This is a genomic window from Tumebacillus algifaecis, from assembly GCF_002243515.1.
GTDB classification, from domain to species: domain Bacteria; phylum Bacillota; class Bacilli; order Tumebacillales; family Tumebacillaceae; genus Tumebacillus_A; species Tumebacillus_A algifaecis.
In genome coordinates this window covers 3,140,118-3,160,741 of record NZ_CP022657.1, presented here as the reverse complement: position 1 = coordinate 3,160,741, position 20,624 = coordinate 3,140,118, and the positions used below count along the sequence as shown (strand labels likewise).

General features: G+C 52.4%; 16 protein-coding genes, 22 tRNA genes and 1 rRNA gene. 38 read left to right on the top strand and 1 reads right to left on the bottom strand.

Translation table 11 applies throughout. From position 1 onward, the window contains the following. Window positions 1–17 precede the first annotated feature (17 nt). The 34 genes from mraY (at window position 18) to rrf (ending at window position 14,088) form a co-directional block, all read left to right on the top strand. Window positions 18–980 carry a phospho-N-acetylmuramoyl-pentapeptide-transferase gene (mraY, locus tag CIG75_RS13500; RefSeq protein ID WP_094237108.1) on the top strand — a complete coding sequence of 321 codons (963 nt, stop codon included), beginning with the start codon at window positions 18–20 and terminating at the stop codon, window positions 978–980. A 16-nt stretch (window positions 981–996) separates the two neighbouring features. Then, window positions 997–2,352 (top strand): UDP-N-acetylmuramoyl-L-alanine--D-glutamate ligase, encoded by a 1,356-nt coding sequence (gene murD, locus CIG75_RS13495; RefSeq protein ID WP_094237107.1) that lies wholly within the window; start codon window positions 997–999, stop codon window positions 2,350–2,352. A 38-nt stretch (window positions 2,353–2,390) separates the two neighbouring features. Further along, the gene (gene spoVE, locus CIG75_RS13490; RefSeq protein WP_227874222.1) at window positions 2,391–3,491 is read left to right on the top strand and encodes a stage V sporulation protein E; all 1,101 of its coding nucleotides are present in this window, start codon (window positions 2,391–2,393) and stop codon (window positions 3,489–3,491) included. A gap of 184 nt (window positions 3,492–3,675) precedes the next feature. Next, on the top strand, window positions 3,676–4,593 hold the full coding sequence (gene murB, locus CIG75_RS13485; protein ID WP_094237106.1) for a UDP-N-acetylmuramate dehydrogenase: 918 nt from the start codon (window positions 3,676–3,678) through the stop codon (window positions 4,591–4,593). A 13-nt stretch (window positions 4,594–4,606) separates the two neighbouring features. Then, complete coding sequence (murA, locus tag CIG75_RS13480; RefSeq protein ID WP_094237105.1) at window positions 4,607–5,887, top strand: UDP-N-acetylglucosamine 1-carboxyvinyltransferase; 1,281 nt, start codon at window positions 4,607–4,609, stop codon at window positions 5,885–5,887. Window positions 5,888–6,089: 202 nt separating this feature from the next. Then, complete coding sequence (locus tag CIG75_RS13475; RefSeq protein WP_094237104.1) at window positions 6,090–6,881, top strand: cell division protein FtsQ/DivIB; 792 nt, start codon at window positions 6,090–6,092, stop codon at window positions 6,879–6,881. A 3-nt stretch (window positions 6,882–6,884) separates the two neighbouring features. After that, window positions 6,885–7,628 (top strand): DUF881 domain-containing protein, encoded by a 744-nt coding sequence (locus tag CIG75_RS13470; RefSeq protein WP_094237103.1) that lies wholly within the window; start codon window positions 6,885–6,887, stop codon window positions 7,626–7,628. An 18-nt stretch (window positions 7,629–7,646) separates the two neighbouring features. Then, on the top strand, window positions 7,647–8,387 hold the full coding sequence (locus tag CIG75_RS13465; RefSeq protein ID WP_094237102.1) for a DUF881 domain-containing protein: 741 nt from the start codon (window positions 7,647–7,649) through the stop codon (window positions 8,385–8,387). Beyond that, window positions 8,384–8,743, top strand: a complete 360-nt coding sequence (locus CIG75_RS13460; protein WP_094237101.1) for a small basic family protein — start codon at window positions 8,384–8,386, stop codon at window positions 8,741–8,743. The genes CIG75_RS13465 and CIG75_RS13460 overlap by 4 nt, the downstream gene beginning before the upstream one ends. A 115-nt stretch (window positions 8,744–8,858) precedes the next feature. Then, complete coding sequence (gene ftsA, locus CIG75_RS13455; RefSeq protein WP_094237100.1) at window positions 8,859–10,091, top strand: cell division protein FtsA; 1,233 nt, start codon at window positions 8,859–8,861, stop codon at window positions 10,089–10,091. 50 nt (window positions 10,092–10,141) lie between these two features. Further along, complete coding sequence (ftsZ, locus tag CIG75_RS13450; protein ID WP_094237099.1) at window positions 10,142–11,218, top strand: cell division protein FtsZ; 1,077 nt, start codon at window positions 10,142–10,144, stop codon at window positions 11,216–11,218. A 328-nt stretch (window positions 11,219–11,546) separates the two neighbouring features. After that, window positions 11,547–11,638: transfer RNA gene (locus tag CIG75_RS13445), tRNA-Ser, on the top strand. A gap of 2 nt (window positions 11,639–11,640) precedes the next feature. Next, window positions 11,641–11,716, top strand: a tRNA-Lys gene (locus tag CIG75_RS13440). A gap of 19 nt (window positions 11,717–11,735) precedes the next feature. Beyond that, window positions 11,736–11,812 (top strand) — tRNA-Arg (locus CIG75_RS13435). A 5-nt stretch (window positions 11,813–11,817) separates the two neighbouring features. Next, window positions 11,818–11,894, top strand: a tRNA-Glu gene (locus CIG75_RS13430). A 72-nt stretch (window positions 11,895–11,966) separates the two neighbouring features. Then, window positions 11,967–12,042 (top strand) — tRNA-Val (locus CIG75_RS13425). A 71-nt stretch (window positions 12,043–12,113) separates the two neighbouring features. Further along, window positions 12,114–12,189: transfer RNA gene (locus CIG75_RS13420), tRNA-Met, on the top strand. 3 nt (window positions 12,190–12,192) lie between these two features. Continuing rightward, a tRNA-Asp gene (locus tag CIG75_RS13415) sits at window positions 12,193–12,269 on the top strand. 18 nt (window positions 12,270–12,287) lie between these two features. Continuing rightward, window positions 12,288–12,363: transfer RNA gene (locus CIG75_RS13410), tRNA-Phe, on the top strand. Window positions 12,364–12,457: 94 nt separating this feature from the next. Next, a tRNA-Gly gene (locus tag CIG75_RS13405) sits at window positions 12,458–12,532 on the top strand. Window positions 12,533–12,539: 7 nt separating this feature from the next. Further along, a tRNA-Ile gene (locus CIG75_RS13400) sits at window positions 12,540–12,616 on the top strand. A 16-nt stretch (window positions 12,617–12,632) separates the two neighbouring features. Then, window positions 12,633–12,725: transfer RNA gene (locus CIG75_RS13395), tRNA-Ser, on the top strand. Between the two features lie 3 nt (window positions 12,726–12,728). Then, window positions 12,729–12,805 (top strand) — tRNA-Met (locus tag CIG75_RS13390). 5 nt (window positions 12,806–12,810) lie between these two features. Further along, window positions 12,811–12,885 (top strand) — tRNA-Gln (locus CIG75_RS13385). 1 nt (window position 12,886) lies between these two features. Further along, a tRNA-Glu gene (locus CIG75_RS13380) sits at window positions 12,887–12,963 on the top strand. Window positions 12,964–13,035: 72 nt separating this feature from the next. Further along, a tRNA-Val gene (locus CIG75_RS13375) sits at window positions 13,036–13,111 on the top strand. A 71-nt stretch (window positions 13,112–13,182) separates the two neighbouring features. Beyond that, window positions 13,183–13,258, top strand: a tRNA-Met gene (locus tag CIG75_RS13370). Window positions 13,259–13,261: 3 nt separating this feature from the next. Continuing rightward, window positions 13,262–13,338, top strand: a tRNA-Asp gene (locus CIG75_RS13365). A 59-nt stretch (window positions 13,339–13,397) separates the two neighbouring features. Next, window positions 13,398–13,473 (top strand) — tRNA-Lys (locus tag CIG75_RS13360). A gap of 19 nt (window positions 13,474–13,492) precedes the next feature. Continuing rightward, a tRNA-Arg gene (locus tag CIG75_RS13355) sits at window positions 13,493–13,569 on the top strand. A 7-nt stretch (window positions 13,570–13,576) separates the two neighbouring features. After that, window positions 13,577–13,652 (top strand) — tRNA-Ala (locus CIG75_RS13350). A gap of 142 nt (window positions 13,653–13,794) precedes the next feature. After that, a tRNA-Gly gene (locus CIG75_RS13345) sits at window positions 13,795–13,869 on the top strand. 7 nt (window positions 13,870–13,876) lie between these two features. Beyond that, window positions 13,877–13,953: transfer RNA gene (locus tag CIG75_RS13340), tRNA-Ile, on the top strand. Window positions 13,954–13,971: 18 nt separating this feature from the next. Further along, window positions 13,972–14,088 (top strand): 5S ribosomal RNA (rrf, locus tag CIG75_RS13335). Between the two features lie 183 nt (window positions 14,089–14,271). Here rrf and CIG75_RS13330 read toward each other — a convergent pair. After that, a complete protein-coding gene (locus tag CIG75_RS13330) occupies window positions 14,272–14,763 on the bottom strand; it encodes an NUDIX domain-containing protein (RefSeq protein ID WP_094237098.1) in 492 nt (163 codons plus the stop codon). A gap of 1,199 nt (window positions 14,764–15,962) precedes the next feature. Here CIG75_RS13330 and CIG75_RS13320 point away from each other — a divergent pair. The 4 genes from CIG75_RS13320 to CIG75_RS13305 are packed head-to-tail and all read left to right on the top strand — an operon-like array spanning window position 15,963 to window position 20,580. Then, window positions 15,963–16,748 carry a 2,3-dihydro-2,3-dihydroxybenzoate dehydrogenase gene (locus CIG75_RS13320; protein ID WP_094237096.1) on the top strand — a complete coding sequence of 262 codons (786 nt, stop codon included), beginning with the start codon at window positions 15,963–15,965 and terminating at the stop codon, window positions 16,746–16,748. 24 nt (window positions 16,749–16,772) lie between these two features. Further along, window positions 16,773–17,981, top strand: coding sequence for an isochorismate synthase DhbC (gene dhbC / locus CIG75_RS13315; RefSeq protein WP_094237095.1), 1,209 nt, complete (start codon window positions 16,773–16,775; stop codon window positions 17,979–17,981). Between the two features lie 17 nt (window positions 17,982–17,998). After that, window positions 17,999–19,627 carry a (2,3-dihydroxybenzoyl)adenylate synthase gene (locus CIG75_RS13310; RefSeq protein ID WP_094237094.1) on the top strand — a complete coding sequence of 543 codons (1,629 nt, stop codon included), beginning with the start codon at window positions 17,999–18,001 and terminating at the stop codon, window positions 19,625–19,627. 38 nt (window positions 19,628–19,665) lie between these two features. Then, entirely contained in the window at window positions 19,666–20,580 is a 915-nt protein-coding gene (locus CIG75_RS13305; protein WP_094237093.1) for an isochorismatase family protein, read from the top strand. The last annotated feature ends 44 nt before the right edge of the window (window positions 20,581–20,624 follow it).

Here is a 20,624-nt window from a genome sequence, read left to right as displayed (position 1 = left end):
AGGGAGGGCCAGAGGTCATGGATATGCAAATCTTATTTTGGACGACAGGTGTTAGTTTTGTGATCGCACTACTGCTCGGTCCACTGTTCATTCCGTTTTTGCGCCGATTGAAATTTGGGCAGGCGATTCGGGCGGAAGGTCCGCAAGGGCATCAAAAGAAAGCGGGCACCCCGACGATGGGTGGCGTGATTTTCTTGGTCGCGATGGCGATCACCGCGATTAAATTTTCCGATCTGTCATCAGAACTTTGGCTGTTGCTTTTTGTGACGCTAGCTTATGGCGCGGTCGGATTTATGGATGATTACATCAAAGTCGCATTGAAACGCAACTTGGGATTAAAAGCTCGTCAAAAGTTGATCGGTCAAATTTTGGTCGGCGTGGTGCTCTATGTGGTGATGTATTATACCGGCATGATCGACATGACGATTTCGATACCGTTTATTAACGCGCAATGGGATCTTGGCTTTTTCTACCTTCCGTTCTTAGTGTTGATCGTCATCGCATCATCGAATGCTGTCAACCTGACGGATGGTCTGGACGGTTTGGCTGCAGGGACCACAGCGATCGCCTTCGGTTCGTATGCGGTGCTCGCGTGGTGGACATCGAACATGGATGTGGCAATCTTCTGCGCGGCGATGGTCGGCGGTCTGATCGGTTTCCTCGTCTTCAACGTGCACCCAGCGAAAGTGTTCATGGGCGATACCGGTTCGCTGGCACTGGGCGGGGCTTTGGCGACGGTAGCGATTTTGACCAAGACCGAAATTTGGTTGGTGCTGATCGGTGGCGTGTTTGTCGTCGAAGTGCTGTCGGTAATCATTCAAGTGATTTCGTTTCAGACGTTTGGTAAGCGTCTGTTCAAAATGAGTCCGCTGCATCACCATTTTGAACTGCTCGGCTGGTCGGAGTGGCGAGTGGTTGGCACGTTCTGGACGGCAGGTTTGTGCCTCGCGGTTTCCGCGTTGGTTTTGTATCTTAAATAAGTAGGTGAAGAAGGTCGTGAATGTTCAAGGGAAAAACGTGCTTGTGCTCGGTGTCGCCCGCTCCGGCGTGGCGGCCGCACGCCTCTTACATAAGCTCGGCGCGCACGTGCTGGTCAACGACCAAAAGGAGCTCGCTGCCATTGAACAGGATGTCGCTGAACTTCAAGCGTTGGGCATCGAGGTCATCGCTGGCGGGCACCCGGAAGGCATTGTCCATACGGGCCTCGATTTTGTGGTCAAAAATCCTGGCATTCCGTACAGTGCACCGCCTGTCAAACTGGCGATGGAACTAGGCATTTCGGTGCTGACCGAAGTGGAGATCGCGTACCGCTTGGCACAGGCGCCGATCATCGGCATCACGGGCAGCAACGGCAAGACGACAACGACGACGCTGGTCGGTGAAATGCTTACCGAGGCGAATCTCAACCCGGTGGTGGCAGGCAATATCGGTCTTGCGCTGAGCGAAGTGGTCGAAGAGGTCAGCAAAGAGCAGTGGCTGGTTGCCGAACTCTCCTCGTTTCAATTGATGGGCACAGCAGAGTTCCGACCGAAGATCGGGGCGCTGTTGAATATCTATCCGGCGCATCTTGATTATCACGGCAGTCTGGACGAGTACCGCGATGCCAAGTTTCGCCTGTTTGCCAAACAGGAAGCAAGCGATGTCGCTGTGCTCAATTGGGATCAGGAAGCGGTGCGCGCGGTGCAATCGTTTGCCAAGTCCAAGTTGTTCCCCTTTTCGCTGAAAGAGGTATTAGATGAGGGTGTTTATGTCAAGGATGGAATCATCCAAGCTCGTATGCACGGCAAGGAACTCTCTCTGCTACCTGTGAGCGAAGTGGCACTCAAAGGGGAGCACAACCTGGAAAATCTGCTGGCGGCCACGGCGGTAGCGCTCACGGCTGGTGCGGACGTTGCGGCGATCGTCAAAGTCGCACGCACGTTTAACGGTGTGGAACATCGCTTGGAGCATGTGGTCACGCAAAACGAAGTCGCTTTTTACAATGACTCGAAATCGACCAATTCAACAGCAGCGACGATGGCGATCAACACGTTTGCCGATCATCGCGTAGTCTTGATCGCGGGTGGACTCGACCGCGGTGTCGATTTTCTGGAATTGGTGCCAGTGTTTGCGAAAAAGGTCAAATATGTGGCAGCGATCGGTGAGGCAGCCGATAAGCTACTGAATGTAGCGGCTCAGGCTGGAATCGAAGGGACGAAACTGGCAACGCTTGAAGAAGCGGTACAGGTGGCTGCTGGCGTTGCGCAGCCTGGCGATGTCGTGCTGTTGTCACCAGCATGTGCGAGTTGGGACATGTTTGCGTCATTCGAAGAGAGAGGAAGCATGTTTAAAAAAGCTGTGCATACATTATAGCGATTGGACGAGACCGAGCACCGGGGGGGAACGTTGCCTTGAATGGCAAGATCAAATCGTATCCGGACACGCTGATCATCCTGTCTACATTGATGCTTCTGGGAATCGGCGTCATTATCGTCTATAGTGCCAGTGCAGTGCTTGCAGCTCAAAACATGGATGATGCTTTTTTCTACGCCAAACGTCAGCTGATGTGGGCGTTGCTTGGGATCATTTCGATGTTCGTGATGATGAACTACGATTATCACAAGCTGAAGAAAATTGCCAAACCACTTTTGATCATCTGCTTTTTGTTTTTGATCGCAGTTGCGATTCCGGGCATCGGTACGGTGCGTGGCGGATCGCGGGCTTGGCTTGGAATCGGCTCCCTCGGGATTCAGCCTTCCGAATTTGCCAAGCTCGGGATCATCATCTATTTGGCCTACATGTTGTCCCGGTATCAGGACAGGATCGTCGAGTTTAAGCGAGGGCTTTTGCCGCCGCTAGGAATTGCTGTCGCCGCTGTCGGTTTGATCATGTTGGAGCCTGACCTTGGACAAAGTACGGTCCTGATGGGCACTGTCATCATCATCCTCTTTGCCGCAGGGGCAAAAATCAAACACTTGCTCGGTTTGGCCAGTCTGGCAATTCCCGCATTCATCGCGCTGGTTGTGGTGGCACCGTATCGTTTGAAGAGGATTACTGCTTTTATGGACCCTTGGGCCTATCAGTTGGACGAGGGGTACCATATCATCCAATCGCTGTATGCGATCGGACCGGGTGGGTTGCTCGGTTTGGGGCTGGGCCGCAGCCGACAGAAATTTCTATATCTGCCGGAGCCGCAGACCGACTTTATCTTCTCGATTTTGGCAGAAGAATTGGGGTTTATCGGCGGGGCTACGCTCTTGCTTTTGTTCCTGCTGTTGGTTTGGCGAGGGTTGCGCACGGCGATCACAGCGCCCGATACGTTCGGTTCGTTGCTCGCAGTGGGCATCACCGGGATGATCGCCGTTCAGGTTATCATCAACGTAGGGGTGGTCACCGGCTCGATGCCGGTCACGGGGATTACACTTCCGTTTATCAGTTATGGGGGATCATCGCTCACACTGATGCTGACGGGGGTGGGGATACTTTTGAACATATCCAGACAGACGAGGTGACGCTCCACGCTGCCCGTTATATAATGGATGTAAAGTTCGCAGTTTCTACCTGAGCTTTGCGGCTCAGGTTTTTTGTTCTTTTTAGGCAGATGTCACAAATTTTCCGCGTGCTCCATATCATGGGGGTACGAAGCGCGGAAAGTAAGAGTTAACTATCTTGTCAGGTTTGATCTGGAGGTACGACATGAACAAAGAGCAGACAAAGGCCCTTTTTGCAAACAAAAATCTCGGCACGGTGCTGCTGGATGAGCCACTTTCCAAGCATACCTCCTGGAAGATCGGCGGCCCGGCAGATGTGTTTGTGCTGCCAACCACAATCGAACATCTCGTGCAGATCATGGAACTGACACATGAACATCAGATTCCTTGGTACGTGATCGGGAAAGGCTCGAATCTGCTGGTGAAGGATGGTGGGCTGCGCGGTGTCGTAATTAAGCTCGGCGATCAATTTGCCGATCTTCAGTTCGAAGATCAGAAGCTGATAGCACAAGGTGGTCACTCGTTCGTTTCCGCAGCCAAACATGCGATTCGCAGAGGATTTAGCGGGTTGGAATTTGCCACGGGAATACCAGGCACGGTCGGTGGTGCTGTGATGATGAACGCGGGAGCACATGGTGGTGAGGTGAAAGATGTGCTGATTGAGTGCCGTGTCTTGACCGAAGAAGGCAAGATCGTTCATCTCTCGCACGATGACCTCAATTTTGACTATCGCTATTCCAGACTGAAAGATCGACCGGCTATCGTCATCGATGCAGCTTTTAAGCTCCATCCGGGCGACACTCAGGAGATGAGCGAGCGAGTGAAAAACTGGCGTGAACGCCGTCAGTCCACACAGCCGCTCACGATGCCGAGCTGCGGCAGCGTCTTCCGCAATCCGGAAGGCTCGCATGCGGGCAAACTTATCGAGGAAGCTGGTCTGAAGGGGAAGCGAATCGGTGGGGCACAAATTTCTGAACTCCACGGAAACTTCATCGTGAACACGGGGGGCGCAACAGCGACTGATGTCATTCAATTGATCGAGCTTGTGCAAAGCACGATTTTAGAAAAATACGGCTATGAACTTCACCCTGAAGTGCGGATCGTTGGAGAGGAGACACCATAGGGGGTGACACGCGGTGGTATGCTTGGCCATCGAAGGCGGGCATCGACTTACGGGAACTTTGCGGATTCACGGCGCCAAAAATGCGGCATTGCCAATTCTCGCTGCGAGTGTTATGGCGTACGGAGAGAGCAAGATTCAAGATGTTCCCGATTTGCAGGATATTCGCGTGATGACGACAATTCTTCGGCAGCTTGGCGCCAAGGTGAAGGAAGAAGGTACCACGCTGCACATCGACGCAACGGTGTTGCAAAGCACGGAGGTACCGGAACACCTGATGCGTCAGATGCGCTCATCCATCTTCTTGATGGGGCCGATTTTGGCGCGCTTCGGACACGTGCGCGTTTCTAAACCGGGCGGTTGTTCGATCGGTTCTCGGCCGATCGACCTGCATCTCAAAGGCTTGCACGCGCTGGGGGCAATGATCAAAGAGCGGCATGGCTATATCGAATGCACAGCCACTCGCCTGCACGGGGCGAAGATCAATCTCGATATTCCAAGCGTTGGCGCAACCGAAAACCTGATCATGGCCGCCGTGCTTGCAGAAGGCACGACTGTGATCGAAAATGCTGCTCGCGAGCCTGAGATTGCTGATCTCGCCAATTATTTGAACGCGATGGGAGCGAAGGTGCAAGGTGCGGGCGATGACACGGTGGTCATCGAGGGTGTCGAGCGTTTGGAAGCGGTGCAATACCGTGTGATTCCCGATCGGATCGTCACAGGCACGATGATGGCAGCTGCGGTGGTGACGCAAGGGGATGTTACGTTGCTAAACACCAATGCCGCGCATCTGGGTGTTGTGATCAACAAGCTGCGTGAGGCTGGGGCTGAGATCACGATTGACGGTGACCGGATGCATATCAAGATGGAGGGGCGTCCCAAACCGATCGACAGCATCAAGACGACCTATTATCCAGGGTTCCCGACCGACCTGCAATCGCCTTTTATGACAGTGATGTCGGTAGCCAGCGGAACGTCGATGGTGACCGAGTCGGTTTTTGAAGGACGCTTCCAGCATGTCAGTGAGTTGCGACGCATGGGGGCGAAGATTAAGGTAGACCTGCGCACGGCGCTCATGGAAGGCGTATCTGAACTGACCGGTGCTGTGGTAGAAGCATCCGATCTGCGGGCTGGTGCTGCGTTGATTTTGGCCGGATTGGTGGCAAACGGAACGACCTATGTGGAAAATGTGCACCACATCGATCGCGGGTATGAAAATGTCGAAGAAATGTTTGGATTGCTTGGTGCAAAGATCAGACGGTTGACACATGAAGAACGCGTTGCTGCTACTGAGTAGCACACCATACAGTATATTCGAGACGGTGTATCGAACATGATGCACGGTCTCGTTTTTTGTTCACATTCTATGAGTCTATGAGCTTATTGAAAAGGGGGTTAAACGTGATATAATGAAGCAATACGAACGGCATATCATGTGATACTGCCGTTTTTCAATTAGGTACGGCCACTAGCACAGGAGAAAAGGAGCCGGTCTTCACATGCCTAAACCGCCGCCGACCGTCTTAGAATCGTATGCGGAACAACAACAGCCACAAACAGGCAAGCGCCGCCCCAATCGGAAGGCGTTGCTTTTTGTTGTCATCTTTTTCGGGCTCCTTTTGGTCGCCGGATTGCTGAAGTCTCCCTTATCTGAGGTTTCCTATATCGAAGTGAAGGGGAACCATCAAGTGCGATATGAGGAGATCTTGCGGACGGCAGAGCTTGAGCGAGGCATGAGCCTGCTTTCGATCAACAAAGGCGCAGTGAAAGAGAAGCTCCTCACGACCTATCCGATTGTGGAAACAGTTGATGTAGAGGTCTCATGGAAAGGTGAAGTCGTGATCGCTGTCGTGGAGAAGCGGGTTGCAGGTCTGATGCTGCAAGACGCGAAACTCTTTCGCATCCTGCAAGACGGGATGGTACTGCCTGGCAGAGAGAAGTTGGAAGCCGAGCAGTTGCCGGTGATCTCCCTCGATGTGCCGACCTCGCTTACTCCCGGGCAAAAAGTCATTTCGGAGGATGTACTGGAACTGGTCAAACAGATTCCAGAGGTGGAGCGGGCGGTGCTCGATCAGATCTCTGAGATTTATGTGACCGACGAAGGACCTTGGCGCATTTATATGCGCGATAAGTTCGAAGTTCGCATCCCGCCGCGTCAATTTGCCGACAAGATGAAGGCGTACCTGGCTTACCGCAGTGCGCTGCCAGTCGATACGAAACCTAGCATCATTAACATGCTTGAGGCGAACTACATGGAAAACTTCAAGCCGGAGGACAAGAAGGGAGAGTAAGAGATGGCCAAAAAACCGAATCCGCGTATCAAATTGACTGTATCGCTCACCTTGATTTCTGTCATCCTCGGTCTGATGCTCTCGATGCAATATAAAAACACCCGTGCGGCCGCCCAGTTTCAAGTGGATGAGGCGCGTGTCTATGACCCGCGCGCCCAGTACACGGCCGATCAGCTAAACAAAGTCAAGGAGAGCAACAGCCAGTTTGAAGCCGAATTGGAAAGCTTGAAAAAGAAGATGTTTGAACTGGAAGAAAAGGCTGGGGACCTGGCCAAGCCAGAGTCTCCCGATCTCAAAGAAGAGCTGAGCAAGTATCGCGTGATGTCGGGCATTTTGCCGTTGAAAGGCGAAGGGATCACCTTTACCATCGATGACAGCACGGTCAAAGACGTGCCAAAGGGTTTTCCGCCAGACTTTTTGATCGTACATGACTCCGACCTGATGAACATCACCAATGAATTGTTGATCGCTGGGGCGGAAGCGGTGCAGATCAACGATCAGCGGATCTCCTCGACGACCGGTATTATCTGCATCGGTCCAGTGATCAAGATCAACGGTCAGAAGATCAACCGTCCGTATGAGTTTCGAGCGGTGGGCAACCGCGACCGTTTGGAAGCGGCGCTGACGATGAAAAACGGCATTCTCGACATTCTGCGCTACCGCACGATCACGATTCAACCTCCGAAAAAAAGCCTTTCGGTGACGATTAATGGCTACTCTGGCGACTTTAATGGGCTTGGGAAATAGAAAGGGTGAAGGAGAGCATTGAAACTTAACAGCAAGATCAGTTTAGTATTGGTTGCTGCCCTGCTCGGCTGGATGATGACCGTTCAGTTCACGTCTATCAATCGCCCCAAACTCGAATCAAGTCCGGCTGGAGATACGTTGCAATTGACGACAGAACTCAAGCAGGAGACGGAGCGTCAGCAGTTCTTGCGCTCACAGATCCGCGAGATTGAGCAGAAGATTGCCGATTTGCAGAGCCAAAAAGGGAATCAGAGCCAATTGGTCCGCACTTTGGCCGAGGAGTTGGAACGTGTCAAAAACCAGGCTGGGATGAGCGAGGTTAAAGGCAGCGGCATCATCGTGACGATCGAAGATGATTTTGATCTGATCGCGGTGAAAAATCCAGAGGAGTTGGACATGAACCGCCGGAGTCTTGGGGATTATCTGTACCGCGTCGTCAATTATTTAAAAGGCAACGAGGCGAAGGCGATCGTCGTCAACAACCATCGCATCGTTTCCTTTAGCTCAGTTCGCACGATCGACTCGAACAACCTGCAAGTGAACACCGTCATGGTCTCGCCAGACAAAATCATCATCAAGGCGGTTGGCAACGTCGAGCAGATGAAGGTCGGCATGAGCATTTTCCCGCCGTCATTTGCTGAGATGGGCAAGAAATTCACAGTGCAGGAAGTGGGCGACGGAAGCCTGGTCATTCCGCCTTACGACGATGATTCGGTGCAATATGAGTATGCGCATCCTGAAGGAGAGAAAAAGTTATGATCTGGATTCCGGTAATCGGCCTTGTGCTGGGTGTGTTCATTGGACTTTCCTTCAATTTCTCGATCCCACTCCAATACAGCAGCTATTTGTCGATCGCGATCTTAGCAGCGCTTGACACGGTGTTTGGCGGGATACGGGCTAGTTTAGAGCGTCACTTTGACAGCAGCGTGTTTATCAGTGGTTTTTTCTTCAATACATTGCTGGCCGCCCTGCTCGCTTTCATCGGGGTGCAACTTGGCGTCGATCTCTACTTGGCGGCAGTCTTCGCGTTTGGTGTACGTTTATTCAATAACATCGCGGCAATTCGTCGTCTAATGGTAACTCGTTCACGTAAACCACCTGAAAAAACTTTATAATTCAAGGAACTTTTTTGAGAAAATCGTTCCGAAAAAAAGGGAATCGACATGTTACGTTGAATTTAAAAACTGGTATAAAGAATAGTAGGGCATAGTGCTAGGGAGGTGCCACCGCTTGACAAACGGCGATATCATCGTCAGCTTAGACATAGGAACATCCAAGGTGCGGGCCATAATTGGCGAAGTGACTGGCACGGAGATACAGATTATCGGTGTTGGTTCTGCTGACGGTGACGGTATACGTAAAGGTGCAATCGTTGATATAGATAAGACTGTTCAATCCATTCGGGCCGCGATCGATCATGCGGAACGGATGGTCGGCATTCAAATCTCGTCTGCGTACATCGGCATCTCAGGCAATCATATCTCCCTTCAAAACAGCCACGGCGTCGTCGCTGTCAACTCTCCGAACCGTGAGATCGGGGAAGAGGACATCGACCGCGTGTTGCAGGCTTCGCGTGTGATTGCGCTTCCTCCGGAGCGCGAGATTATCGATGTAGTCCCAAAAGGCTACGTAGTAGATGGTTTGACAGATATCTCAGACCCTCGTGGCATGATCGGGGTACGTCTTGAGGTTGAAGCTTATATCATCACTGGTTCCCGCACAATCATTCACAATCTGGTGCGTTGTGTGGAACGGGCTGGCGTTCAGATTGCCGGCCTTGTGTTGTCCCCTCTATCGGCAGGCACCGTCGCTTTGACCAATGACGAAAAGAAACTCGGTGTCGGCTTGATCGACCTTGGTGCTGGACAAACGACCGTCTCGGTCTTTAAAGAAGGCATTTTGGAAGCGACTACTGTCCTTCCGGTCGGTGGTGACCATGTGACCAACGACATCGCGATCGGTCTGCGTACGCAGACAGAAGCGGCGGAAGGGATCAAATTGCGTCATGCTTGCGCGTTGGTCAGCGAGAGTGTACAGGATCACACTTTCAAGGTATCGCGCGTCGGTGGCAATGCGGACAAGGAATTTACACAAGTCGATCTGGCACATATCATCGAGCCGCGCCTGCAAGAAATATTCATGATGGTGCGTCAAGAGATGGAAAAGCTGGGCTACAAGGAATTGGCGGGCGGCTATGTGCTGACCGGCGGTGGGGCGAATCTGCCTGCTGTTGATAAGCTCGCGGAGTTTGAACTTGAATCCTCAGTGCGCGTTGCGATTCCCGAGTTCCTCGGCGTGAAAGACGCATCGTTCATCAATGGTGTAGGAATCATCCGAAACGTTGCCCGGAACTTTACGAACAAGGTGGAAGTGGCAGCAGCAGCTCCGCGTCGTAAAGCAGGTGGCAACCAAGGCGGGGGATTCGTCGAGAAGATCAAAAACTGGTTCAACGAGTTTATTTAATTCAAGCACAATCTGTAACATCTTGGGTTTAGTTAGTGAGGAGGAACAGTATGTTGGAGTTCGATCTCGATGTGGAGGCTCTGGCTCAGATAAAAGTAATTGGTTGCGGTGGCGGCGGTTGCAATGCAGTCAATCGAATGATCGAAGCGGGCATCAAAGGTGTTGAATTCATCACTGTCAACACGGACGCGCAAGCTCTGCATCTTTCGAAAGCAGAACACCGTTTGCAGATCGGTGAAAAACTCACCCGCGGGCTAGGAGCAGGGGCGAACCCTGATATCGGAAAGAAAGCGGCAGAGGAAAGCAAAGAACTGATCATGAACGCACTGCGCGGTGCTGACATGGTTTTTGTCACCGCTGGCATGGGTGGCGGTACCGGAACCGGTGCTGCGCCAGTTGTCGCTGAGATCGCGAAGGAGCTCGGAGCGCTGACGGTCGGTGTTGTTACCAAGCCGTTTACCTTTGAAGGCCGCCGACGCATGAACCAAGCGGAAACTGGTATCGCTAACCTCAAGGAAAAAGTTGATACGCTGATCGTCATTCCGAACGACCGACTGTTGGAGATTGTTGACAAGAATACGCCGATGCTTGAAGCATTCCGTGAAGCGGACAACGTGTTGCGTCAGGGTGTTCAAGGTATCTCTGATTTGATCGCAGTACCGGGCCTGATCAACGTTGACTTCGCTGACGTGAAAACCATCATGACCGAGCGTGGTTCGGCGCTGATGGGCATTGGTGTACACTCCGGTGAAAGCCGTGCAGCAGAAGCTGCGAAAAAAGCGATCTGCTCTCCGCTTCTGGAGACGTCGATCGATGGCGCACGTGGTGTCTTGATGCATATCGCAGGGGGCAACAATTTGTCGCTGTTTGAAGTCAATGAAGCAGCCGATATCGTTTCCTCGGCGGCCGACCCGGAAGTGAACATGATTTTTGGTGCGGTGATCAACCCAGATCTGAAAGACGAAATCGTAGTCACTGTGATTGCGACCGGATTTGAGCACAAAGAACGCCCAGCTCAGCCGAAGCCGGCATTGAACAAGACCGATATCAAGTCGTTTGGTACGGGTAACAACGCTGCTGTCGATAACCTCGACATTCCGGCGTTCTTGCGCCGCAACAACCGCTAGCTAAGAAAGAGACTCTTGAATAGGAGTCTCTTTTTATTGTCTATCAAAGATCGCAAGTCATACCTGATTGTGAACAGAGCAGTGTGTGGGCCATGACTGCGAATGTAGGGATGGTTTAGCAGTCTGAGTTGATCGAGCGCGCCTTTTGATTGCGTGAGGTATTTTAGTGATTGAGTGATAATGAGGGAGGTGATCTTGTGTAATGAATCAATTTGCTTGTATTTCGAGTGTGGAATGCTTTGAGTACAAGCATTGAAACGTGTTATATTAATACCTGTCGCCGCGAGAGCCGACAGCAAAACAATGAAAGAAACGCATGATGTATCACGGAGGAATGTCCGAGTTCGGTCGAAGGAGCTTGACTCGAAATCAAGTAGGCGGGTAACCGTCTCGGGGGTTCGAATCCCTCTTCCTCCGCCAGTGAGCCATTAGCTCAGTTGGTAGAGCAACTGACTTTTAATCAGTGGGTCGAAGGTTCGAGTCCTTCATGGCTCACCACTGTTACAATCTCATAAATGTGCCCATAGCTCAGCTGGATAGAGCGTTTGACTACGAATCAAAAGGCCGGGAGTTCGAATCTCTCTGGGCACGCCATGTATGGCTCGTTGGAGAAGCGGCTTAACTCACCGCCCTTTCAAGGCGGCATTCACGGGTTCGAATCCCGTACGAGTCACCATTTTCTTTAGAGGTTGCCCAACTAAGGGCGCGACGTCCTGTCGCAACGTTGGACACGGTACGTCCTGTACGTGGAGGTTTAGCTCAGCTGGGAGAGCATCTGCCTTACAAGCAGAGGGTCGGCGGTTCGATCCCGTCAACCTCCACCATTTTTAAAACAGGAAGGTCGGCTTTTGTTCGCGACGTCTTGTCGCAAGGTGGACATTTCCAAACATCATATCGCGGGGTGGAGCAGTTGGCAGCTCGTCGGGCTCATAACCCGAAGGTCGCAGGTTCAAGTCCTGTCCCCGCAACCACATGGAGCTGTGGTGTAGTGGCCTAACATGCCCGCCTGTCACGCGGGAGACCGCGGGTTCGAATCCCGTCAGCTCCGCCACTTTTTTCATCTCAATATGGCTCGGTAGCTCAGTCGGTAGAGCAGAGGACTGAAAATCCTCGTGTCGGCGGTTCGATTCCGTCCCGAGCCACCATTTTTCAAAAATAGTCCTGTTGCAGCGCGGGACAGAGGTAGCCCCGCTAAGAACGCGACGTCCTGTCGCAACGTGGGACGCATACATCCTGTATGCGGAAGTGGCTCAGGGGTAGAGCATCGCCTTGCCAAGGCGAGGGTCGCGGGTTCGAATCCCGTCTTCCGCTCCATTTTTAAGGGCCCATAGCTCAGTTGGCTAGAGCGCACGACTGATAATCGTGAGGTCGGAAGTTCGAATCTTCTTGGGCCCACCATTTCAATATTTCTTCTGGAGAGATGTCCGAGTTTGGTCGAAGGAGCACGATTGGAAATCGTGTAGGCGCCTAAAACGTCTCGGGGGTTCGAATCCCCCTCTCTCCGCCATGTGGCGGTGTAGCTCAGTTGGCTAGAGCAATCGGTTCATACCCGGTGGGTCGGGGGTTCAAGTCCCTCCGCCGCTACCACACATTGGGGAGTCGCCAAGCGGTAAGGCAACGGACTTTGACTCCGTCATGCGAAGGTTCGATCCCTTCCTCCCCAGCCATGGCTCGTTGGAGAAGCGGCTTAACTCACCGCCCTTTCAAGGCGGCATTCACGGGTTCGAATCCCGTACGAGTCACCATTTTCTTTAGAGGTTGCCCAACTAAGGGCGCGATGTCCTGTCGCAACGTTGGACACGGTACGTCCTGTACGTGGAGGTTTAGCTCAGCTGGGAGAGCATCTGCCTTACAAGCAGAGGGTCGGCGGTTCGATCCCGTCAACCTCCACCATTTTTAAAACAGGAAGGTCGGCTTTTGTTCGCGACGTCTTGTCGCAAGGTGGACATTTCCAAACATCATATCGCGGGGTGGAGCAGTTGGCAGCTCGTCGGGCTCATAACCCGAAGGTCGCAGGTTCAAGTCCTGTCCCCGCAACCACATGGAGCTGTGGTGTAGTGGCCTAACATGCCCGCCTGTCACGCGGGAGACCGCGGGTTCGAATCCCGTCAGCTCCGCCATTTAAATTTGCCCAACTTACTATGCGATCTCCTGGCGCGATGTTGGACATCCTGTATGTGAGCCATTAGCTCAGTTGGTAGAGCAACTGACTTTTAATCAGTGGGTCGAAGGTTCGAGTCCTTCATGGCTCACCACTATTACAATCTCATAAATGTGCCCATAGCTCAGCTGGATAGAGCGTTTGACTACGAATCAAAAGGCCGGGAGTTCGAATCTCTCTGGGCACGCCATTTTTACGGGGGTATAGCTCAGTTGGTAGAGCACCTGCCTTGCAAGCAGGGGGTCAGCGGTTCGAATCCGCTTATCTCCACCAGTTCTCATGACTTGTCCAACAAAAGCAACGTTGGACAAAGGTGCCTCACTAAGATCGCAACGTCCTGTTGCAACATGGGGCAGAGGTAGCCCCGCTAAGAACGCGACGTCCTGTCGCAACGCGGGACGCATACATCCTGTATGCGGAAGTGGCTCAGGGGTAGAGCATCGCCTTGCCAAGGCGAGGGTCGCGGGTTCGAATCCCGTCTTCCGCTCCATTTTTAAGGGCCCATAGCTCAGTTGGCTAGAGCGCACGACTGATAATCGTGAGGTCGGAAGTTCGAATCTTCTTGGGCCCACCATTTTATTAAGCACTATCGTCTAGTGGTAATGTCGTGGAGGTCACACCTGTTCCCATCTCGAACACAGAAGTTAAGCTCCACAGAGCTGATGGTACTTGGACCGCAGGGTCCTGGGAGAGTAAGACGCCGCTAGGCAAAGATGAGGACTCAGTTCGTAGAACTGAGTCTTTTTTGTTGTCCATAGACAAAAGAACGGTGCCAAGTTCGAAGCACCACCGCAGTGATCGTGGCGGCATGGTGTTTAGACTGTTCGGTCCTTTGGAGAACGGAGAACTTACTAGAAAATGAAAGACCCGATCCTGACTGGATCGGGTCTTTTCAATTATTCATGCGAATCCAGTTGGGCGAACTGTCATCGTCTGTGTGTACGCTCATGAAAACGGTGCGCTCCTGCTCATGTTGAAGGTAATGCTCAATCATGACACGGTTCGTCGGAATTAAGTCCAAATCGAGCCATTCGTTTCGTGAGATCCACTTTAGCACGCCTTCGTCCGTCTGAATGATCTCACGAGTCGTTGTTCTTCCGAAATACACGTAGAGTTGTCGAAGTTCGTCATCCCATTGTCGGAAGATGAGATAGCGCTGTGACAGGTCGATAACTTGCTCGGGAGTGATGCCTGTTTCTTCCCGTATTTCTCGTAGCACAGATTCTGCTAGATTCTGATATTCGTGGGTCTCGACATTCCCGCCGACACCTGACCATTTGTTAGGCCAGATCTTTTTGTGGGCACCGCGGTGGATCATTAAGACATCGTCACCGTTGAATAGAAACGCGAGATTCATCGCACGAATTTTATTGATCACTTTCATTGCTACCACTCCAATCTCTCGTTGGTGTCTCAATTCGACTGCAGAGCGCGCGATCCTTTTTTCGAGAACGACACGTTCGCCGTTTCTCAAGGTTATTCGATAGGGATTTGCAAAGCGTTGAGAGGAAAGCGGGAGAGAGCATACATGCAGACTCCCCGCTGACTGTCGCAAAACACTACAGTGGACTACAGCTTTTTTTAAGACGCACTCCTTCGTTGGAATGGGTCTTTTTTTGTTCAGATACGCCGATTGTCCATCTGTAATTCTGGGGATTGTCCATGTTCGAAGCAAGGGGCATATTTTATAATTGGTAATGAGAATCAATATCAATTGAAGTTTTTTTAGTTAGGAGGGCAACTGCTAACGTGGCACACCAAGGCATTGAACAGCTGGTCTTCAGGCTCAGGTGCAAGGGAAGCGACAGATGCGAGGTGACGATTTGGCAAAAGGATCGACGTTCGATGCAATCGCACAAGCACTCCATACGCAAGCAAAACGAATCGCTCGGTGAGCTACACACGCATTTACCGACTGAGAAACCGTAATTCCCCTCGCCTTTACGAGGTTACACAATCACCCCTTTTGAGGAGTTGCTTACTTAGAGAGAAGTTTGAAAGAAGAGTTCGAGATGAACTTGAGACCAGTTGAGACCAGTTGAGACCAGTAGAGACCAGATGAGACCAGATGAGACCAGTAGAGACCAGTTGAGACCAGTTGAGACCAGTTGAGACCAGTTGAGACCAGTTGAGACCAGTTGAGACCAGTTGAGACCAGTTGAGACCAGTTGAGACCAGTTGAGACCAGTTGAGACCAGTTGAGACCAGTTGAGACCAGTTGAGACCAGTTGAGACCAGTTGAGACCAGTTGAGACCAGATGAGACCAGATGAGACCAGATGAGAGCAGTTGAGACCAGATGAGACCAGATGAGACCAGATGAGACCAGATGAGACCAGATGAGACCAGATGAGACCAGATGAGACCAGATGAGACCAGATGAGACCAGATGAGACCAGATGAGACCAGTTGAGACCAGTTGAGACCAGTTGAGACCAGTTGAGACCAGTTGAGACCAGTTGAGACCAGTTGAGACCAGTTGAGATCAGTTTGCAGTTGAAGCGGGCTTAATGAACCGGTAAGGATCTGTCGAGCAACACGCCGATTGCAAAAAGCCGCTTATCTCGCGAAAGGAAATGAGGACATGAAGAATCGAGATCATAAAGGCCGAGTTGTTCTGGTAACAGGTGCGGCACAAGGGATTGGTGCGGCGGTGGCACGGGCTTTTGTTGAGGCGGGAGAATTCGTTGTTGCAGTGGATAAAAACTCTGCTGGACTCGATCAAATCATGGCGGAACTAAATCTTGAGGGAAAACGTGCAGCAGCTTTCCCGTTAGATGTCAGCGACAAAGTTGCGGTAGAAGCGGTTGTTGAGCAGATCGAACGTGACCTCGGTCCGATTGAAATCTTGGTCAACGTCGCGGGTTTGCTGCGAATGGGACCGATTGACATGCTTCGCGATGAAGATTGGGAGGAGACATTTGCGGTCAATGTTTCGGGGGTTTTTTATGTGTCGCGCTCTGTCATTCGACGCATGGTGCCGCGTCAGTCCGGTTCGATCGTAACGGTCGGGTCGAATGCGGCCAGCGTGCCGCGCATGCACATGGCCGCTTATGCATCCTCCAAAGCGGCGGTGACCATGTTCACAAAATGCCTTGGCCTGGAGAACGCTCAACATCACATTCGCTGTAACGTGGTGTCGCCCGGTTCAACGGATACTGAGATGCAACGCTCGATGTGGACGGATGCAAATGGTGCGGATGCTGTCATTGTCGGCTCGCTAGCGTCGTACAAACTGGGCATCCCGCTTCAGAAATTGGCCTCACCTTCTGACATAGCCGACGCTGTGCTCTTTTTGGCCTCCGACCGAGCAAGTCACATCACGATGCATGACTTGCGAGTTGACGGTGGGGCCACGCTGGGCAATTAAAAATCACGGAGAGAGGTTGGAAAAATGACTACATTTACTGTTTCGACTGCGGAAAAGGCTACACAACTTTTGGAAGACTATCAGGCCGGATCGTCCTTTTTCTTCTCTTCCCCGCTTCGCACTTTGCTGGCGCGAGGAACTTTGCTCTCATTGCCCAAAGGCGAGTCGGGTAAGTTGGCCGAGCACGTTGATGAGTTGTTGAAGCATGCCAAGCAGTCTGAGGAAGATGTTTCGATCATTGTTGGTGCTGTGCCGTTCGATCACCGCAGACCTGCTCAGTTGGTTGTGCCGACATCCGTTCAAATCGCAGGCCCGCTCCACTTCGACGCGAACGCTGCGGAGAATCCCCCAGCTTCGACGACGTATGAGATAGAGCCTGTTCCTACGCCAGAGCAGTTTATGCGAGGGGTCGAATCGGGTTTGGCCCGGCTGGAATCGGGTGAGCTTTGCAAGATTGTCCTGTCCAGAACTCTGCAAATGACCTCCACAACCCCTGTCGATATCCACCAACTGCTGAAAAATTTGGCTCGGAAAAATAAGCACGGCTATACGTTTGCTGTTGATCTGCCTGGCGATGAGGAGTCTGATTCCCGCTATTCGAAGCGAACGCTGATCGGGGCGAGTCCAGAACTGCTCGTATCGCGAACCGGGATGACAGTAACTGCCAATCCATTAGCGGGCTCTACACCCCGTAGCAAAGATCCGATCGAGGATCAAAAACGTGCGCAGGCACTGCTCGCGTCCGCGAAGGACCTGCATGAGCATGCGGTGGTCATCGATGCGGTAGCTGCTGCTCTGCGACCCTTTTGCCGAACGTTAGAAGTTCCGGAGTCACCGTCGTTGGTGCACACCGAGACCATGTGGCATTTATCCACCACGATCACAGGAGAACTGTCCGATCCGTCTACCTCGTCGCTGGAAGTAGCGCTCGCCATGCATCCGACTCCTGCTGTTTGCGGGACTCCAACCGATTTGGCCAGAACGGCCATTGGAGAAATTGAGCCTTTCGATCGCGAGTTTTACACCGGGATGATCGGATGGTGCAACTCGCAGGGAGATGGGGATTGGGTGGTGACAATCCGTTGTGCGGAGGTAGAAGATCGCTCAATGCGTTTGTATGCGGGGGCAGGTGTTGTCCTTGGATCGAGCCCAGAGGCAGAACTTGCGGAAACATCGGCCAAGTTTCGCACGATGTTGCACGCGATGGGTCTGAACAACGAAACCACCTCATGAGAAACGGAGGAATCGATATGTTAGCAAATTGTCCCACGTGGCCAGAGGAATTTGCAAAACGCTACCGTGCGGCCGGTTTTTGGAGCGGAGTCACATTGGGCGAGATGTTGCGGGAGCGAGCTGCCCGATATAAGGATCGCATCGCGATCACCGATGGAGATACGCAGTGGAGCTATGCGGAGCTTGATCGGCGAGCAGATCGTCTGGCGGCTGGCTTCCACAAGGCAGGGATCAAAAAGATGGACCGCGTCATCGTGCAACTGCCGAACATCGCGGAATTTTTCGAGGTTTGTTTCGCGCTGTTTCGCTTGGGGGCCTTGCCCGTTTTTGCCCTTCCTCTGCATCGCAGCAGTGAAATCACCTATTTTGCCGAGTTTACGGAAGCTGTAGCGTATGTGATTCCCGATGTCCATTCCGGATTTGATTATCGACAATTGGCGAGAAACGTGCAAAGCAAGGTATCGACCTTGCAACATGTGATCGTGGTCGGCGCAGCAGAGGAGTTTGTGGCGCTAGAAGACCTGCACATAGAACCGAACGAACAGCCGTTTGAAGTGAATGCCAGTGAGGTCGCGTTCCTGCAACTGTCAGGTGGTAGTACAGGTTTGCCCAAATTGATCCCGCGAACGCACGACGATTACATGTACAGTATCGAAGGGAGTGTGGGGATTTGCCGTTTGGATGAGAACAGCGTGTATCTTGCCGCCCTGCCGGTCGCCCACAACTTCCCGCTGAGTTCGCCGGGTACGCTCGGGACGTTATTTGCTGGAGGACGGGTCGTGTTAGTTCCACGTCCCAGCCCAGATGATGCATTTCCGGTGATCGAAAAAGAACGCGTGACGATCACCGCGTTGGTGCCACCACTTGCACTGATCTGGCTCGAGGCGGCCGCATCGCATCGTTACGATTTGTCCAGCCTGCAAGTGTTACAGGTCGGTGGTGCAAAATTCAGTGCGGAGGCGGCCCGACGGGTTCGCATTGAGCTGGGATGTACCTTGCAGCAGGTGTTTGGAATGGCGGAAGGCTTGGTCAACTACACCCGATTGGACGATCCGGAAGAGATCATTGTGAATACGCAGGGCAGACCGATCTCTGCGCAAGATGAGATTCGCGTTGTCGATGAGTTGGACCGCGATGTAACACCAGGTCAGGAGGGACAGTTGTTGACTCGGGGGCCGTATACCATCCGTGGATACTACAAAGCGGACGCGCACAACGCACAGGCGTTCACCCCTGACGGCTTTTACCGCACGGGTGATGTGGTGAAAGTGACGGAGCAAGGCTACTTGGTCGTCGAAGGGCGGGTCAAGGACCAAATCAACCGCGGTGGTGACAAAGTGGCGGCAGAGGAAGTGGAGAATCACTTACTCGCGCATCCGGCTGTCCATGATGTGGCAGTCGTCTCGATGCCCGACGAATTTTTAGGCGAACGAACTTGCGCCTTTGTAATTCCACGAGAGGAAGCTCCGACACCAGCTGCGCTCAAAACGTTTCTACAAGAGCGTGGGCTTGCTTCCTACAAGATCCCAGATCGGATGGAGTTTATCGACTCGTTTCCGCAAACAGGGGTTGGAAAAGTGAACAAAAAAGCGTTGCGTGAGGCCATCATTCAAAACCTGCAGACGATTTCACGTGCCAGAAAATAGCACAATGATTATAAAAATGAACGAAAAGAGGGAATGAAATGGCTCTTCCTACCATTTTGCCATACAAAATGCCAACGGCATCCGATTTACCTCGCAACAAGGTGACGTGGACGCCCGATCCGAAGCGAGCAGTTCTGCTCATCCATGATATGCAGCAATATTTTATTAACGCGTTCACGGCCGGAGAGTCGCCGATCGTGGACCTGATCGCCAATATTCAAGCTTTGAAAAGCCATTGTGTTGCGCTTGGCATTCCGGTCATCTATACGGCACAACCGGGTGGTCAAACGACGGAACAACGCGGTCTGCAACTCGATTTTTGGGGACCGGGCCTCAAGGATGTACCGGATCAAAAACAGATCGTAGCCGATCTGGCCCCGAGTGAGAATGACCTTCAACTGACCAAATGGCGATACAGCGGTTTCCAAAAAACGAATCTCAGGGAGATTTTGCATGAACAGGGTCGTGACCAAATGATCATCTGCGGGGTGTATGCCCATATCGGATGTCTGCTCACCGCCTGCGATGCATTTATGCAGGAAGTAGAAGCGTTTTATGTGGCCGATGCGGTGGCCGATTTCTCGCTCGATCATCACAAAATGGCTTTGACCTACGTGGCGGAACGCTGTGGGGTCACGATGTTGACCGAAGATCTGATGGAGTCGTTGAACCAATCCAATCTGCTCGAGTCTGGTGCTCCATCCGCAACCGGGAAGAACGACCAGCTTTTGACGCCTGCGCTTGTGCGTGAACAGGTCGCCGAGTTGTTGCAGACCTCCTCGGCAGATCTCGGGGAGGATGAAGACTTAATCAACAGCAGAGGTCTCGATTCGATTCGAATCATGAGTTTGGTGGAACGGTGGCGACGCAGTGGGGTGGAGGTCTCTTTTGTGGAACTGGCAGAACAACCGACGCTTGCCAAGTGGTACGAACTACTAGGGGCAAAAGCGTGACTTGTGGTGCCAGACTGCAAACCTATTGCTTGTTCAAAGGAGGT